Genomic DNA, 15,976 nt, shown 5'->3' with positions numbered 1-15,976 from the left:
CCCTTCCTGGTTATCGGGCTATTATTTGGCTACTCGAACGCCTTGAACAAAGATGTTCACATCGTCCACTTGGAGCCCTACAACTTCATTTAAAATATATTTGACTTTCGTTTGGACATTACCTGCCACTACGGATATTTTGGTTCCATAGCTGACAATAATATATAGATCAATTTCAAGTCGCCCGTTCTCTCTACGAACTTCGACACCGCGGCTCAAATTGTCTCGACCTAGCAGTTCAGCTATACCATCCTTCAATTGCTTTCTCGTTGCCATGCCTACAAGTCCATAGCAATCTAACGCAGCAGATCCGGCCAGAGTTGAAATCACTTCATTGGTAATATACACTTTTCCATACTCGGTTGTGAGTTCAATCGGCATTATGTAACAACTCCTTCAAGTTTCGCTTTAGCAAGACTAATCTTCATTGTACTATAACATACTTCATAAATAAACGGCAAAAATGCAGGCAATTCGTTGACTAGGCTCCTTTTGCTATGCTATTATGTTTAAGTGTGTTTTTGCTGGTTGCATCACGTATCACAAGAATTAATTTGAGGAATACTGTCATGTCAAGCTTAGGCTTGCCACCCAGGCTTCTTTGTATACTGCCGAAGGAGGTGTCAAACATGTCCCGCAAATGTTTCATTACAGGTAAAAGTCCTAGTTCAGGAAATCACGTGTCCCACGCTAACAATAAAAACAAGCGTACTTGGGGAGTTAACGTTCAAAAGGTTCGCATCCTCGTTGATGGTAAACCGAAACGGGTTTACGTAAGTACTCGTGCGTTGAAATCCGGAAAAGTGGCTCGCGTTTAATTCGTAGCTGCGGATACTTAACTTACTTATGTGAATGACAAAAAGCACCTTAATCGGTGCTTTTTTTGCATTCCTGGGGAGAATGACGTATGGGCAACCCTTAGTTTTTACTAAACGTATTAAGTACGGCTTTCACGAATCCTCCCAAAAATCTCGGCAGTTTGATTGTGTAGAATTTCATTCTCTACCCCTCCTTAGAGTTTTCGTCAGACAACTGACTACGCCAGTCCCCTGACTTCTTGAGCAAACGCTTCACAACGTGCATGACTGCTCCTTAACATCATTACAACAGTGTATGCCCAGAGCGGAGAAAAAGTGACATCTATTTTTACTTCCTCCCACAATTCAGTTGCTTCCAGAAAGCAAAAAAAGCTACAAGAGCGCATCACTCTTGTAACTATATGTATGCGACTATGGAGCAGTTATGCCCACCTGTGTGTAAAGCGCAACAATTAAACTGAAAATGAAATAGAAGAGTACCGAGATGACAATAAACCAAATGCGGAAACCAATTTGTTCAAATCGGCGAAAGAATCTCATCCCTACATACAGGGCACCGAGTGAAAAAATATACTTCACGAAATCGTGAATCGTTGAAAAGCACGTCAGTAATACCGCGCAAAGTAGGCTATACATCATTAGCCAGAGAAATCTCATTGTATTGGTCCCCTTTAGCCGCGTATTCGCCTAATAGCCTCAGCACGATCCTGTTGCCCGAATACGGCATTGCCGGCTACCAAGACATCAGCCCCCGCCTCAATGACTTGACGAGCTGTCACCTCATTGATACCGCCATCTACTTCAATATGAAGCCCCGTGAGCCCCTTCGCATTCGCCTGCTCACGCAGAGCACGAATTTTACTCAGCATGCCAGGGATGAACGCCTGCCCACCAAAGCCTGGATTCACCGTCATAATCAGCACGAGATCCAATTGCTCATCCAGCACATGCTCAATGAGAGAAATTGGTGTAGCAGGGTTCAGCACAACGCCAGCTTTTATACCGCTTTTCTTAATAAGATCTAGCGTCCGATGAAGGTGTGTACAAGCTTCAACATGCACGGAAATCAGATCCGCGCCAGCCTTTACAAAATCAGGAATGTAACGGTCCGGCTGTTCAATCATCAAATGAACATCAAGCGGCAGCTTGGTTACTGGACGAATCGCGTCAACAACAAGGGGACCAATTGTAATATTGGGCACAAAATGGCCATCCATAACGTCGACATGAATCCAGTCTGCTCCACCCTGTTCAACTGCCTTAATCTCATCGCCTAGCTTGGCAAAATCGGCAGATAAAATAGAAGGTGCTACATATACCATTACGCCTAATACCTCCTCTTCCGATCCTTGATTTCAGTTAAAAATAACAAGTAGTGATCATAACGAGAAGCTGCAATCGTTCCTTCAGCAACGCCGTCCCGCACTTTACAGTCGGGTTCATGCAAATGCAAGCAGCCTCTGAAGCGACAGCCCTCTGCTATAGCGGCGAACTCCCTGAAGCAGCTGCTAAGCCCTTCAGCCTCGACTTCCATGAAGTCCAGCTGGCTGAAGCCCGGCGTATCCGCAACAAGGCCCCCGTTAGCAAGCGGCAGCAGTTCCACATGACGCGTGGTATGCTTTCCTCGTCCTAATCGTTGCGAGATCGCATTCGTCTCCAAATCAAGACCGCTAATCATTTTATTCAGCAAAGAAGACTTCCCAACACCGGATTGTCCAGCGAATACGCTGACCTTGCCATCCAGATGCCCTAGAATCGCTTCTACACCCTCTTCAAGTCTAGAGCTAGTCGTGACATAAGGATATCCGATTCCCTCATAGAGAGTGGTGATCCGTTCAAATTCCGATGCTGTCATTTCTTTGGCATGAGAGGCATTGTCATCAGTGTCCGTCAGCAAATCGCTTTTGGTGAAGCATAACAATACATCAATCCCCGTATTTTCGATATGCACGAGAAACTTATCCAGCAGCTGCGTATTGAGAACAGGCTCCGTAACAGAAAAAACGAGCACAACTACGTTCACATTCGCAATCGGCGGACGAATCAGCTCCGAAGTGCGGGGAAGAATTTCCGTTACGGTTCCCTCCCCGTTCTCCGTGGCTTCGTACACGACACGATCTCCAACAAGAGGCGTAATATTTCTGTTTTTGAAAACGCCTCTTCCCCGACAAGTCACCGTATTGCCCTCCAGAAGAGCAGCCCCTTCAGGCAATACATAATAATAACCACTAAGCGCTTTGACGATGAGTCCTTGCGGCATTAATTGGCCCCTCCAGCAGGTTGTTTCGGAGTCGTTCCACCTGTTTGTCCTTGTCCATTTCCATTTCCAGTACCGCCAACAGGAATAGCAGGCCCGGTATTTTGTTGCTTCGGAGATGGGGTAGGACTAGGAGATACTGTCTTCCCATTTTTTTGATCCAAATAATCTTGATAGGTACGTGTGATTGAGTTAACCAAGCTGTCTCCTTCTTTGATCAAGATTACCGCTTTTTTGTCCGGTGAAACAATGACTTTCACGTCCAAATTTTGTGGCTTCGATACTTTTTCCGTCATGTATTCGAAATTCTCGTACTGAGCGTCGCTCACAATAATTTTGAACACAGAATCCTTGCCTTCCGTTGTAGGCTTCACTGCCACGCTAACGGTCAGCTGTCCAGCATCCTCTGGCAGTCCATCACTAATTACCAAAGAGATCTCAGCACCAACGGATACATCCGTATTTTTGTCAAAAGGAAACTGACTAATAACCTTCCCTTTGGCTACTTTGTAGCTCTTCTCACGTGTAATCCCATTGACTGGAAGCTTCAAACTTAGCTTGGTGATTTGAGCCTTAGCCTCGGCTTCCGTCATACCAACCAGATCTGGCATTTTGAACGTTTCTTTCGCTTTACTAACCGTAAAGGCGATCGCAGCTTTCTCCAATTCAAACTCATCGCCAGCCAACGGTGACTGTTTCAAAATCGTATCTGGCGCATCGTCAGTTGTCTCTTGGGTAATCGTAATTTGCTCATCCTTAATACCAAGTGCCCTCAATTTTAATCTGACATCCTTAAGGGGTTGCCCCGCGAAGTTGTCCATTTTGATTTTGGGTACACCTTTACTCACGTAAAGGGTTACCTTGGTCCCGACATTCAATCTCATTCCACTAGGATCTTGACGAATGACCGTATCTTTGGGCAGCTTGCTGTCTGCGTCATATTCGACCGTTGATCCTAATTTGGCGACTGTTAGTTCAGCTTGTGCTTGCGTCAGCGTCTTGTTCACCACATTCGGGACCTCCACAGTCTCAATAGCGAACATTCCTTTCACATAGCCAACCATATACCACATACCGCCAAGCACGATTAATAAAACAGCAATCCAGATCAGCGGCTTAATCCAGCCTTTGCCTTTGGAAGGAGCAGGCTCATCCCGCAAAGCAGGCTTGTCTGGTTCATCATCATCCTCATCGAATTGAGCTAACTGATCAGCGCGAATGGCTGGCATAACTAGCGTGCGCTCCTCATCCATGCCATAAGCATCCCAAAAAGCAATCTTGGCTTCATTCCGACGATCCGGTGTCAAGCATGTATCGAGATCGGCCATCATCAGCTTCGCAGATTGATACCGTTCCTCTGGCTTTTTGCGCATAGCCTTGAGAATAATGTTCTCAACACTTTGCGGAATCAACGGATTCACCTTACGCGGTTCCTCCACATCCTCCTGCAAATGCTTCAGGGCAACGGAAATCGGACTTTCCCCAAGAAAAGGAAGTCGACCTGTCAACATCTGATACATCACGATACCGAGCGAATACAAATCCGATTTTTCCCCTGTATTCGTACCTTTCGCATGCTCAGGCGAGAAATAGTGAACAGAACCGACAACGGATCCGGTTTGTGTAATTGTGGATGATGTCGCCGCTCTAGCGATACCGAAATCGGTCACCTTCACACGACCATTTTTGCCAATCAATATATTGTGAGGCTTAATATCCCTGTGAATAATTTCATTATGATGAGCGTGATCCAGTGCATCCGCAATCTGACTTGCATAATGAACCGCATCTTCCACCTGAAGTGGCGCTTTCTCCTTAATCAAATCGTTCAGCGTCTTGCCTTCAATGTATTCCATCACGATGTAATGGACATCTTCTTCTTGCCCAACGTCATAAATACTGACAACATTAGGATGAGAGAGGGAAGCGGCTGCTTGAGCTTCTCTGCGGAAACGACGAATGAATTCTTCATCGTGCACATACTGCTGGCGCAGTACTTTGACAGCCACTTTACGATTCAAAAGCAAATCATGCCCTTTGTAGACTAAAGCCATGCCGCCCCCGCCAATGCGTTCTAAGATCTCATAGCGGCCTCCAAGCTTTCTACCGATCAATTCCCATCACCCCTTTTTTCGTCCGAATCCTGATCATGTGCAAATAAAAGGACCGTTACATTATCATCTCCGCCTTCATGAAGCGCGCTTTGGATTAACTGCTCTGCCGCATCCTCCAATTGCTCGTTTTCCCGAACAATTCGCAAAATATCAGCATCGTCGACCAATCCGCTCAAACCATCCGAACAAATGAGAATAACATCGTCTGGACGCCACGAGTACTCATAAAGATCCACTTCCACACTAGGCTCTGTGCCCAGTGCGCGCGTGATCCAATTACGTCTTGGATGATGATCCGCTTCTTCCATCGTGAGCTGGCCATTCTTGACGAGCTCGTAAACTAAGGAATGATCTTCCGTTAATTGTTGGATGGATTCCCCTGTCAGCTTATACGCACGGCTATCCCCGATATGTCCGATGATTAAAAGCTCCTGTGAAGCAATAATGGCAACGACTGTCGTTCCCATTCCGTGGTACTTCTCTTGATCCGACGCAAAAGCATAAATTTCCTCATTCGCCTTCTCAATCGCTTCCCTCAGTACTTGCTTACACGCTTCCACCGACATTCCCCAATGGATGGACTGCAATTGCGCTCCAATCGTATCAATGGCCATTTGACTGGCAATATCACCAGCCTGATGCCCCCCCATCCCATCTGCTACAATAGCCAAAGATAGGCCATTCAGCTGATGATGGATGACGGCACGGTCCTCATTGACTAAACGGACTTTACCAATATCGGTACGACTTACCATCTTCATCCGGCTCTCACCTCATTTACTGCTCTCCATATGCTTCGCTCGCAGTTGTCCGCAGGCAGCAGCAATATCACTACCTTGTTCACGGCGTATGGTGGCATTAATTTTGCCCTTCTCCAGAATACGTTGGAAGGTAAAAATATCATCTCTGGGTGTACGTTTGAAATCACGTTCAGCAACAAAGTTGACAGGAATCAGATTCACATGGCTAAGCGGCATATCTTTCAAGACAAGCGCCAGCTCTTCCGCATGCTCAGGTTGGTCATTCACTTCGCCCATGAGGGCGTATTCAAACGTAATCCGTCTGCCTGTTTTCGCAATGTAATATTTACAAGCTTCAATTAAATCCACAAAAGGGAACCTGCGGTTGACAGGCATCAACTTCGATCTGAGCGCATCATTCGGTGCATGAATCGAAATGGCCAAATTCACTTGCAAATTCTCATCAGCGAACTTGTAAATGTTCGGTACGATCCCACTTGTGGAAACCGTGATGTGACGCTGCCCGATGTTCAAACCTTTCGGGTGAATCATGACACGAAGGAAGTTCATGGTCGCTTCATAATTTTCAAAAGGCTCACCGATCCCCATGATCACGATCGAGGAGATACGTTCTCCCGTCTCATCGAGCAATTTCTGCGCTTTCACCACTTGGGCGACAATCTCGCCTGGTCGTAGATCCCGCTTCAGTCCGCCTAAAGTGGACGCACAGAAGGTACAGCCGACTCGACAGCCGACCTGGGTCGTCACGCAAATACTGTTGCCGTAATTATGCTTCATCACGACAGTTTCGATGGCATTTTTATCTTCAAGCTCAAACAAGAACTTGACCGTGCCATCCTGGGATTGATATTTGGTAATCTCGGACAACGTAACAAACTCAAACTGATCCTTCAGCTTGTCGCGAAGTGTTTTCGGCAAATTCGACATCTCATCGAAGCTGAAAACGCGTTTAATATATAACCAGTCAAAAATTTGACCGGCACGGAACCCGGACTCCCCGTTGTCTTTAACCCAGCTTTGCCACTCATCCCAATTCAAATCATAAACAAATGGTTTCTCTTTCACATACGGCTTTATACTCACATTTATCACAACCTGTTGTTATTTCGTCTATTTGAAAATATTTTAACACAAAGCAGGAACGAACACACGTCCCTGTCTGTTACGCGTCACGTTTGCGCAGCCGAGCGATGAAAAATCCGTCCGAGTGGAACTGCTGCGGCAGGATCTGCACCATGCCGGCTGCAGTCGCTTCCTGATCGATATCTGCGAAAACATCCGCTGGCAGCGGAGCAAGTTCAAACTCGCTATGCTCTGCAAGGAAGCGCTCCACCATACCCGCGTTCTCTGCATGCTCAATCGTGCACGTGCTGTACACCAGCACGCCGCCCGGTTTAAGCAGTCTGTGAACACTGCTCAGAATCGCATACTGCGTTTCACTGATCGCATCGATCTCCGCTTCCTGCTTGGCCCATTTGAGATCAGGCTTGCGGCGTATGACCCCAAGACCCGAGCATGGCGCATCGAGCAGGATACGATCGAAGGACTCGGCTGCAAAATGCTCATCCAGCTTCGCAGCATCCATCACGAGCGTCTGAATCGACGATAGTCCCAGACGCTCCGCTTGATCTGCGATCAACTTCTGCTTGTGCTCATGCAGATCACAAGCCCAGATCTGACCCACATCATCCATCTTCTCCGCGATGTGAGCTGTCTTGCCGCCAGGGGCGGCACAGCAGTCCAGCACCTTCATGCCTGGACGCGGAGCAAGAGCCTCGGCGACGAGCATCGAGCTCTCGTCTTGAATCGAGAAGTCCCCATGCTGAAAGCCGGGGACTAACGCCATGTTCCCGGCCCCCTGCACGAGAATGCCGGCCGGGGCCAGCTCTGACGCTTCCGCGCTGAGGCCGCTGCCCTGGAGCTGCTCCAGCAGCTCCAGACGGCTGTGCCGCCTCGCGTTCGCGCGGATGCTCACGTGCGGCGGCTCGTTGTTCGCCGCACAGATCTGTTCCGTCAGTTCGGCGCCGAGCTGACGAATCCATCGGCGCACGAGCCATTCCGGATGGGAATGGGTCAGCGCGATGCGCTTCACGTCGCCGAGCGCAGCCGGCAGCGTGAGCTCGTCTTTGCTGCGGATAATCGCGCGCAGCACGCCGTTGACCATGCCCGAGATGCCTTGGTGGCCTCGGCGCTTCGCGATATTGACCGCTTCGCTCACGACCGCATGGTCAGGGATACGGTCTAAGTAATACAGCTGATAGAAGCTCAGCCGCAGCAAACACCTCACCCAGGGCTCCAGCTTGGCGAGCCCTTTGCTAACAAAACGCTCCAAGAAGAAGTCGATCGTATTCAGGCGCCCAATCGTGCCATACACGAGCTCGGTAGCCAGTCCAGCATCAGCTCGCTCCAAGGCATGCTTCTGCAGCACTTGATTCAACAGCAGATTGCTATAGGACTGATTCTCCTCGACGCGAACAAGCACATCCAGCGCCGCATCACGGGCGGAACGCTTAACAGCGCTGCTCTTCGCAGCGCCCGAGGATGATTTTGGCGCAGAGGGCTTGCGCGCGCTCTGCGAATGCGTATGTCCGTGTTGCGGACGATTTGGTTTATTCGTAGACAAAATCAAATACCTCATTTTTTTCGTGGCATTAGTTCATTCTTGAATCCTTGTATTCCATAGCTTGGGTTATGCCGTTGCAGGGCTACCCAGTACCGTACCCATAGGAATTTGAACTCCGCGAATGAACTCGGAAACAGGCATAGCCTTTTTGCCAGCGGGTTGAATTTCGGTTAGCCACAATGTGCCTGCTCCTGTCATCACTTCAATTCCCTGCTCATTACAACGAAGAACGGTCCCTGGGACTCCTGCAATACCGCTCGGTTCCGTAGTCTGCGGCTTCAAACTCGCCCACACCTTCATCACTTCCCCATTCCAAAACGTATATGCGCCAGGAAATGGGTTTAGCCCTCTAATGTGATTCCATAGTTCAGTTGCAGAACGCGACCAATCTAAGAGCTCATCTTCCCTGCGAATATTAGGCGAATAGATGGCATCCGCTTCATTCTGGGCAACAGCCTCGATCCGTCCAGCCAATAAATCCGGCAACGTCCGCTTCAGCAGATCTGCCCCAGCAATGCTTAGCTTATCGAAAAGCGTCCCCGTCGTATCCATATCTTCAATCGGAAGCTCCACACGAGAGATCATATCCCCCGTATCCAGTCCAACCGCCATATACATGATGGTAACGCCTGTTTCGGCCTCACCTCGGATGACTGCATGATGAATCGGCGCTCCCCCCCGATATTTCGGAAGCAGCGATGCATGAATGTTAATACAGCCGTGCTTAGGCAAATCTAACACTGATTTCGGTAAAATTTGACCATAAGCGGCCGTCACAATTAAATCTGGCGCAAGCTGGCGCAAAGCTTCAACCGAGTCTGCCTGACGCAGCTTCTCTGGCTGAAGCACCGGAATCCCATGCTTCTCTGCCTCCACCTTCACTGGCGGCGGCGTAAGGACGCGTTTGCGTCCCTTCGGCCGATCCGGCTGTGTGACAACGGTTGTCACGTTATAGCCTTCCTCCAGGAGTAAACGCAAGGAGGGTACTGCGAAATCCGGTGTGCCCATGAAAATGATATTCACGCTTCTTCTTCCTCTTCATCGGCTGTATAGGTTTTGACAGCTAGATCTGTAAACAATACCCCATTCAAGTGGTCGATCTCATGGAAAATACAACGTGCCAACAGCTCAGAGCCCGTCACTTCAATCGGATTTCCATTACGATCTTGCCCTTTCGCCGTTACGTTCATCGCACGAAGGACATCACCACGAAGACCAGGAATACTCAAACAGCCTTCAGCCCCCATTTGCTCACCGCTGGATACGACAATCTCCGGATTCACCATTTCGATCAATCCACCATGCTCTTCGCCGCAATCCATCACGATCACGCGTTTCAGAATACCGATTTGTGGAGCAGCAAGACCCACGCCTTCCGCCTCATACATCGTATCTGCCATATCATCAAGCAATTTATGCAGATTGGAATTAAATTTCGTAACTGTGATCGCTTTCTCGCGCAGCACAGGATCTGGATCTTTAACAATAATACGAATAGCCATGAATGTGCACCTACCTTTAAGTCGTCTCGATTAGGGGTTCTTACATCAAATATTGCGGGTCAACATCCACGCTTATAAGCAGCTTTTCTTTGGCTGAGCGTTCCTCAAACCAAGCTACTGTCTTCCCAACGATTTCTGCAGCTAAATCTTCCCCACGATATTTTACCACGCATTGGAATCGATATCTATCTTTGATTCGGGAAATTGGCGATGCAACAGGTCCTAACACGTCAAAATGAAAGGATGAATCCATCGGTACTGCTTCCGAGAACAAATCTACCTGCTGTCTCGTGTAAGGGAGGGCGATCTCTTTCAGCCGTGTAACAAAGGCTTCCGCCATCCGCACTAGCAGCGGTACCTGTTCGTGTGAGAAAGTAATTAAAATCAATCTTTGATACGGCGGATAGCCTAAATTAGCACGAATATCCATCTCATGGTTCGCAAAAGCCACATAATCATGATGACTCGCATATTGCACGCTGTAATGCTCAGGTGTGTACGTTTGTACAAACACTTCCCCTTGCTTTTCGTGCCGTCCCGCTCGGCCTGCAACTTGCGTTAAGAGCTGGAACGTCCTCTCTGCAGAGCGAAAATCAGGTATATTAAGCACGGTATCCGCCGCGATAACCCCAACTAAGGTAACATCCGGAAAATCCAGCCCTTTTGCCACCATCTGCGTCCCCAAAAGCACATCCGCCTGCTTCTCGCGAAACATCGTCAGCCATTTTTCATGCGAACCCTTTTCGGTCGTTGTATCGACATCCATACGAATGACCCTAATACCAGGGAAAATCTTGCTTAGCTCTTCCTCCACACGCTGTGTCCCTGTGCCGAAATGACGAATATGCTCGGATTGACAGCTTGGACACTCTGTAACCTCGCGCTCTGCATAACCACAATAATGACAACGCAGCGCTCGTGAGCTTTGGTGATACGTCAAAGAAATATCGCAATGCGGGCACTGTGAAACGAAACCGCACGTACGGCACATCACAAACGTTGCATAGCCCCGTCGATTCAGCAGCAATACCGTCTGTTCTTTCTTGTGTAACCGTTCTTCGATCGCTTTATACAAAGACCTGCTAAACATCGACCGATTGCCGGTTTTCAGCTCTTCACGCATATCCACAATCGTAACAGGGGGCATCGGTCTGCTCGCAACGCGCTCCTTCATCGTCAACAACGTAAACGGAGGCTTAGGTCGATCTCTCCTGCGTCTCGTTTTCTCCATGCTTTCCAGAGATGGCGTAGCTGAACCCAGCACAACAACGGCATCTTGCTGCTTCGCCCTTTGAACAGCCACATCACGGGTATGGTATTTGGGACTCTCTTCTTGTTTATAAGAGGATTCGTGCTCTTCATCTATAATGATCAGGCCAATGTTCGTAAAAGGAGCAAAAATCGCTGAACGAGCGCCAATCACTACCTTCACTTGCTTTCGCGTAATTTTGCGCCATTCATCATAGCGTTCGCCATTGGACAATCGGCTATGAAGCACAGCAACCAGATCGCCGAATCGCCCTTTGAACCGCTCCACCATTTGCGGTGTCAGGGAGATTTCCGGCACAAGTACAATGGCTTCCTTATCCATATCCAAGCATTGTTGGATGGATTGTAGGTATACCTCGGTTTTCCCGCTGCCGGTTACCCCATGCAACAGAAACACCTCATGTCGGTCTTCGGCCACAGCAGCACGAATAGGTGCAAACACGCCGCTTTGCTCCTCCGTCAGGAGAAGCGGCTTCGTCCGCTCAAAAGCACGCCCCATATAAGGGTCGCGCATCACTTCGACCTCGCGCAGCTCGATCCAGCCGCGATCAGCCAAGCTTTTGACCGTGCTCGCTCCGACTTCAATCGTTTCCATCAGTTCCGTCAATCGAACGGGGTGCGGATGCTCGATCAAATAGCGCAGCACCTCCTGCTGCTTGTTCGCTCTGGCAGGAAGCTCGGCTAACGCCTCTTCCAAGCCATGACCGCCAGCAGGAGGAAAGACTGTTAATGCCTTTTTGGTATTCATCCGATCTTTGACCAGTTGTACTTCCGAAAGTCTACCCGTTGACAGCAGTTCTTTAATCAAGGCGCCTTCCTTGGAAAAACGCTCCAACAACACATCCATCGAGACGGATTCCTTGCTCTTCACAAAGCTAATGATCGCCTGTATATCCGGCATATCCAGGAACGATTGCTCTTCCGACTCATCACCTACAATAATCACACGCTCATATTTCGCTTTAAGTGCCGCAGGCAGCATCGCTTGTAAGGCCGTCACTTCGTGACACATGTACATGCGGCTGATCCAACGACCAAGACTTACAAGTTCACTGGTTAAGGGTGGTACGAGATCCAACACATTTTGAATCGGCTTGATGCGCTTCGCGTCAACTTCCGTTTGGTCATGCAATTCAACCACAAAGCCTTGCAGCACACGAGGTCCAAAAGGTACGCCAACGCGGCTGCCAACTTCAACCCACTTGCTCAGAGATGCTGGAACTTCATAGTCGAACGCCCGGTTTGTTTGCTTCGCAGGGACATCGACGATGACTTTGGCGTACATCAGGATTCCCCCGCTGCGGCAGCCATACGATCAGCAGCAAGCTCAAGCAGCTTACGTGCAACATCCCATTTGCTTTGTATTGGCAGAGCTTGAACAAGCCCGTTACGATCATAGAAACGAACGACATTCGTATCCCCGCCAAAGCCAGCGCCCTCCTGCGACACATCGTTGCCCACAATCAGATCACAATTTTTGCGTTTCAGCTTGTCCATCGCGTGTTCATCCAGACGTTCCGTTTCCGCTGCAAACCCGATAACAAACTGATTTTCTGTCTTGAGCATGCCAATTTCCTGCAAAATATCAGGATTCTTAATCAGCTCCAACATCAGCGAATCTGATTTCTTTTTAATTTTCTGCCCGGCTACAACGGCAGGACGATAATCAGCCACTGCAGCTGCCTTAATGATGAGTTGGCTTTCCGCGAAATTAGCTAAGACCGCTTCGCGCATGTCCAGTGCTGACTGCACGGGAACAAGCTGAACACCTTCAGGAACTGGCAAAGCCGACGGTCCTGATACCAACGTTACCTTCGCCCCCATGCGAACTGCTTCTGCTGCGATTGCGTAGCCCATTTTGCCTGAAGAGTCATTCGTCAAATAGCGAACTGGATCTAAACGTTCCACGGTACCTCCGGCCGTTACTAAGACCCGCTTACCCGCTAACGGACCTGGTCCCCCCTGAAAATGCCGCTCAACCGCAGCAAAAATCTCCTCAGGCTCAGCAAGACGCCCCTTCCCTACATAACCGCAGGCTAGTTGCCCTTCACCGGGTTCAATGAAGCGTACGCCGCGGCTGCGCAGTGTCTCCATGTTGGTCTGCACAGCTGGATTGGCATACATATGCACGTTCATCGCAGGTGCCACCCAAATCGGTGCCATCGTTGCAAGCAATGTCGTGCTCAGCATATCATCCCCCAGCCCAAGCGCCAGCTTGCCAATCGTATTGGCCGTGGCAGGTGCAATCAACACGAGGTCGGCGCTGTCTGCCAGATTGATGTGAGATACGACCGATGGGTCCTTCTCATCGAAGGTATCGACAAAAACATGATGCCGCGACAAGGTTTGAAACGTGAGCGGCGCAACAAATTGCACAGCGGAACGTGTCATAATGACCCGTACAACAGCCCCAGCTTGAGTTAATTTGCTCGTTAACGCCGCAGCCTTATAAGCAGCAATGCCTCCACAGACACCGAGCACAATCGTTTTGCCTTGCAATACACCCATGGAAATCCCCTTTCGTAAAACCAATTGAGAAAAAAATAACAACCACAAGGGTTGTTGGGTAAGGCGGTTTATTTCTTGCTATATTTCTCAGACTCTGTTGTGTTAATTTTCTCGTAACCGATGTAGTTGCCGTATAGTTCTTCTAAAGCAACACCAACATGTTTGTGAGCCTTCTGGCCTTTCAAATCGGACTTCGCACCGTCACGAAGGGATCTAGCTCTTTTGGAAGCTGCAACAACTAGGGAGTACTTGCTGTCCACGATATCAAGCAGTTTATCAATTGAAGGGTATAACATTCAATTCACCTCATCCATCCATTGTACGATTTTGGGAAACATACGATCTTTTTTGCAATGCTCAGCCGCTAGAATCGCTTGTATTTTCGCGCATGCGGTATCCACATGATCATTCACAATCGCGTAATCATAGTGTTCCATCAGACGAATTTCATCGATGGCCACTGACATCCGGCTGCGAATAACTTCATCCGTCTCCGTGCCGCGTGTGACAATACGATTCTCAAGCTCATCCAGTGATGGCGGCAGCAAGAAAATAAATACACCTTCATCAAACTTCTGTTTGACCTGCAATGCGCCTTGTACCTCAATCTCCAAGATCACATCATGGCCTGAACGCAATGTCTCCTCTACGAAACGTCTTGGTGTTCCATAGAAGTTACCCACATATTCAGCCCATTCCAACACTTCATCGGTTTCAATCAACTGCTGGAACTGCTCACGGGTTTTGAAAAAGTAATTAACGCCGTCTACTTCACCTTGTCTAGGAGAACGCGTTGTCGCCGATACAGAATAGACAATATCCGGAGCAACCTTGCGCAGCGCCGCACAAACGGTTCCTTTACCCACACCAGACGGACCGGATAAAACAATCAGAATACCTCTCTCACGCTCAAGAGTGTTCGTATTACTCGTCATGATCATCGTCCTTATTCGAAAGTCTATGCGCTACCGTCTCTGGTTGTACTGCCGATAAAATCACATGATCGCTGTCCGTGATAATAACGGCACGGGTTCTTCTACCATATGTAGCGTCAATCAGCATGTGACGATCACGTGCTTCTTGAATGATTCTCTTGATCGGAGCCGACTCCGGACTTACGATCGAGATAATGCGGTTCGCCGATACGATGTTGCCGAACCCGATATTAATTAATTTGATAGCCATCTAGGACTTCCTCCTCGCAAAGCTACATGCCCGCTTCACTCGATATTCTGTATTTGTTCCCGCATTTTCTCAAGCTCTGCTTTCATCGCAATCACTCTAGCCGTAGGCTCCGCATGATTCGACTTGGATCCGATCGTGTTCACTTCCCGATTCATTTCTTGAATCAAGAAATCCAGCTTTCGGCCAACAGGCTCTTTGTCTGAAAGCAATGCCTCACATTGCCCAAAATGACTCTTCAAACGAGTCAATTCTTCATCCACATTGGAACGATCTGCGAATAGAGCAATCTCAGTCGCTAAGCGCTGCTCATCGACAGGAATCCCATCCAACACAAGGGACTGGATGCGACTTGTCATCTTCGCCGCATACTCCTGAACCACTTGAGGAGCTAGTGCTTCTAATTCAAGATGAATTCGCTTCATTTCAGCTAGCCGCTCACGAATATCCTGCTCCAGGAATTCCCCTTCGCGGCGTCTCATCGCGGATAACTGAGCCACAGCCTCCTGTAAACAGGCGCATAGTTCCTGTTCAACCTCATCGTCAAGCTCCTGACGTACATCCTTCATCTGAATCAGTTCAGGAAGTCGCAATAAATCTTGGAGCTCAACCTGACCCGCAATCCCATACCGCTGCTTCAACTGCTCCGCTGCTTCCAGATAAGCATCTGCCAAAGCAAAATTAACCGTTACGTTCTTCGGGGAAGCAGCTTCACGTTCTGCCGTGATAAAGACGTCTACACGCCCTCGCTTCACAGCTTGCAATACCGTTTTCTTCAAAGCGTCTTCGAAAGCCGCCCATTCCTTAGGCAAACGAATCGACACTTCACTATACCTATGATTGACCGATTTCACATCGATAAACACGTTGTATCCCGCAAAAGAACGATTCGCTTGTCCGAACCCGGTCATACTGCAAATCATTCTAATCACATCCATTACC

At 48.7% G+C, this 15,976-nt stretch carries 18 protein-coding genes; 1 reads left to right on the top strand and 17 read right to left on the bottom strand.

Features of this window, described 5'->3' with window-relative positions; translation table 11 throughout:
- Positions 1-21: 21 nt before the first annotated feature.
- Complete coding sequence (locus tag AC58P7_RS07970; RefSeq protein ID WP_028558212.1) at positions 22-381, bottom strand: Asp23/Gls24 family envelope stress response protein; 360 nt, start codon at positions 379-381, stop codon at positions 22-24.
- A gap of 248 nt (positions 382-629) precedes the next feature.
- Here AC58P7_RS07970 and rpmB point away from each other — a divergent pair, with 248 nt between their 5' ends.
- Positions 630-818 carry a 50S ribosomal protein L28 gene (gene rpmB / locus AC58P7_RS07965; protein ID WP_029197753.1) on the top strand — a complete coding sequence of 63 codons (189 nt, stop codon included), beginning with the start codon at positions 630-632 and terminating at the stop codon, positions 816-818.
- A gap of 100 nt (positions 819-918) precedes the next feature.
- Here the strand turns inward: rpmB and spoVM are convergent, their stop codons facing one another.
- The 16 genes from spoVM to AC58P7_RS07885 form a co-directional block, all read right to left on the bottom strand.
- Complete coding sequence (spoVM, locus tag AC58P7_RS07960; RefSeq protein WP_036634233.1) at positions 919-999, bottom strand: stage V sporulation protein SpoVM; 81 nt, start codon at positions 997-999, stop codon at positions 919-921.
- A gap of 230 nt (positions 1,000-1,229) precedes the next feature.
- Positions 1,230-1,475, bottom strand: coding sequence for a hypothetical protein (locus AC58P7_RS07955; protein ID WP_497341527.1), 246 nt, complete (start codon positions 1,473-1,475; stop codon positions 1,230-1,232).
- 14 nt (positions 1,476-1,489) lie between these two features.
- Complete coding sequence (gene rpe, locus AC58P7_RS07950; protein WP_497341525.1) at positions 1,490-2,140, bottom strand: ribulose-phosphate 3-epimerase; 651 nt, start codon at positions 2,138-2,140, stop codon at positions 1,490-1,492.
- 5 nt (positions 2,141-2,145) lie between these two features.
- Positions 2,146-3,078, bottom strand: coding sequence for a ribosome small subunit-dependent GTPase A (gene rsgA / locus AC58P7_RS07945; RefSeq protein ID WP_497341523.1), 933 nt, complete (start codon positions 3,076-3,078; stop codon positions 2,146-2,148).
- Positions 3,078-5,189: a Stk1 family PASTA domain-containing Ser/Thr kinase gene (gene pknB, locus AC58P7_RS07940; protein WP_497341521.1), complete on the bottom strand. Its 2,112-nt coding sequence runs from the start codon at positions 5,187-5,189 to the stop codon at positions 3,078-3,080. The genes rsgA and pknB overlap by 1 nt, the downstream gene beginning before the upstream one ends.
- A complete protein-coding gene (locus AC58P7_RS07935; RefSeq protein ID WP_497341519.1) occupies positions 5,186-5,950 on the bottom strand; it encodes a Stp1/IreP family PP2C-type Ser/Thr phosphatase in 765 nt (254 codons plus the stop codon). Before AC58P7_RS07935 ends, pknB begins: the two co-directional genes overlap by 4 nt.
- 12 nt (positions 5,951-5,962) lie before the next feature.
- The gene (gene rlmN, locus AC58P7_RS07930) at positions 5,963-7,033 is read right to left on the bottom strand and encodes a dual-specificity RNA methyltransferase RlmN (protein WP_497341517.1); all 1,071 of its coding nucleotides are present in this window, start codon (positions 7,031-7,033) and stop codon (positions 5,963-5,965) included.
- Between the two features lie 79 nt (positions 7,034-7,112).
- Complete coding sequence (gene rsmB, locus AC58P7_RS07925; protein ID WP_497341515.1) at positions 7,113-8,588, bottom strand: 16S rRNA (cytosine(967)-C(5))-methyltransferase RsmB; 1,476 nt, start codon at positions 8,586-8,588, stop codon at positions 7,113-7,115.
- 51 nt (positions 8,589-8,639) lie between these two features.
- A complete protein-coding gene (gene fmt, locus AC58P7_RS07920) occupies positions 8,640-9,596 on the bottom strand; it encodes a methionyl-tRNA formyltransferase (RefSeq protein ID WP_497341513.1) in 957 nt (318 codons plus the stop codon).
- The gene (def, locus tag AC58P7_RS07915) at positions 9,593-10,075 is read right to left on the bottom strand and encodes a peptide deformylase (protein ID WP_497341511.1); all 483 of its coding nucleotides are present in this window, start codon (positions 10,073-10,075) and stop codon (positions 9,593-9,595) included. Before def ends, fmt begins: the two co-directional genes overlap by 4 nt.
- 40 nt (positions 10,076-10,115) lie before the next feature.
- The gene (gene priA, locus AC58P7_RS07910) at positions 10,116-12,629 is read right to left on the bottom strand and encodes a primosomal protein N' (protein ID WP_497341509.1); all 2,514 of its coding nucleotides are present in this window, start codon (positions 12,627-12,629) and stop codon (positions 10,116-10,118) included.
- Positions 12,629-13,852 carry a bifunctional phosphopantothenoylcysteine decarboxylase/phosphopantothenate--cysteine ligase CoaBC gene (coaBC, locus tag AC58P7_RS07905; RefSeq protein ID WP_497341507.1) on the bottom strand — a complete coding sequence of 408 codons (1,224 nt, stop codon included), beginning with the start codon at positions 13,850-13,852 and terminating at the stop codon, positions 12,629-12,631. Before coaBC ends, priA begins: the two co-directional genes overlap by 1 nt.
- 68 nt (positions 13,853-13,920) lie before the next feature.
- The gene (gene rpoZ / locus AC58P7_RS07900; RefSeq protein ID WP_497341505.1) at positions 13,921-14,148 is read right to left on the bottom strand and encodes a DNA-directed RNA polymerase subunit omega; all 228 of its coding nucleotides are present in this window, start codon (positions 14,146-14,148) and stop codon (positions 13,921-13,923) included.
- Positions 14,149-14,787: a guanylate kinase gene (gene gmk / locus AC58P7_RS07895; RefSeq protein WP_056612367.1), complete on the bottom strand. Its 639-nt coding sequence runs from the start codon at positions 14,785-14,787 to the stop codon at positions 14,149-14,151.
- The gene (gene remA / locus AC58P7_RS07890; RefSeq protein WP_009672664.1) at positions 14,777-15,037 is read right to left on the bottom strand and encodes an extracellular matrix/biofilm regulator RemA; all 261 of its coding nucleotides are present in this window, start codon (positions 15,035-15,037) and stop codon (positions 14,777-14,779) included. The genes gmk and remA overlap by 11 nt, the downstream gene beginning before the upstream one ends.
- Before the next feature lie 35 nt (positions 15,038-15,072).
- A complete protein-coding gene (locus tag AC58P7_RS07885; protein WP_497341503.1) occupies positions 15,073-15,957 on the bottom strand; it encodes a YicC/YloC family endoribonuclease in 885 nt (294 codons plus the stop codon).
- Between the last annotated feature and the right edge of the window lie 19 nt (positions 15,958-15,976).

The sequence above is a fragment of the Paenibacillus sp. J22FR5 genome (genome assembly GCF_059691975.1).
This window is presented reverse-complemented; position numbering and strand designations above follow the sequence as displayed.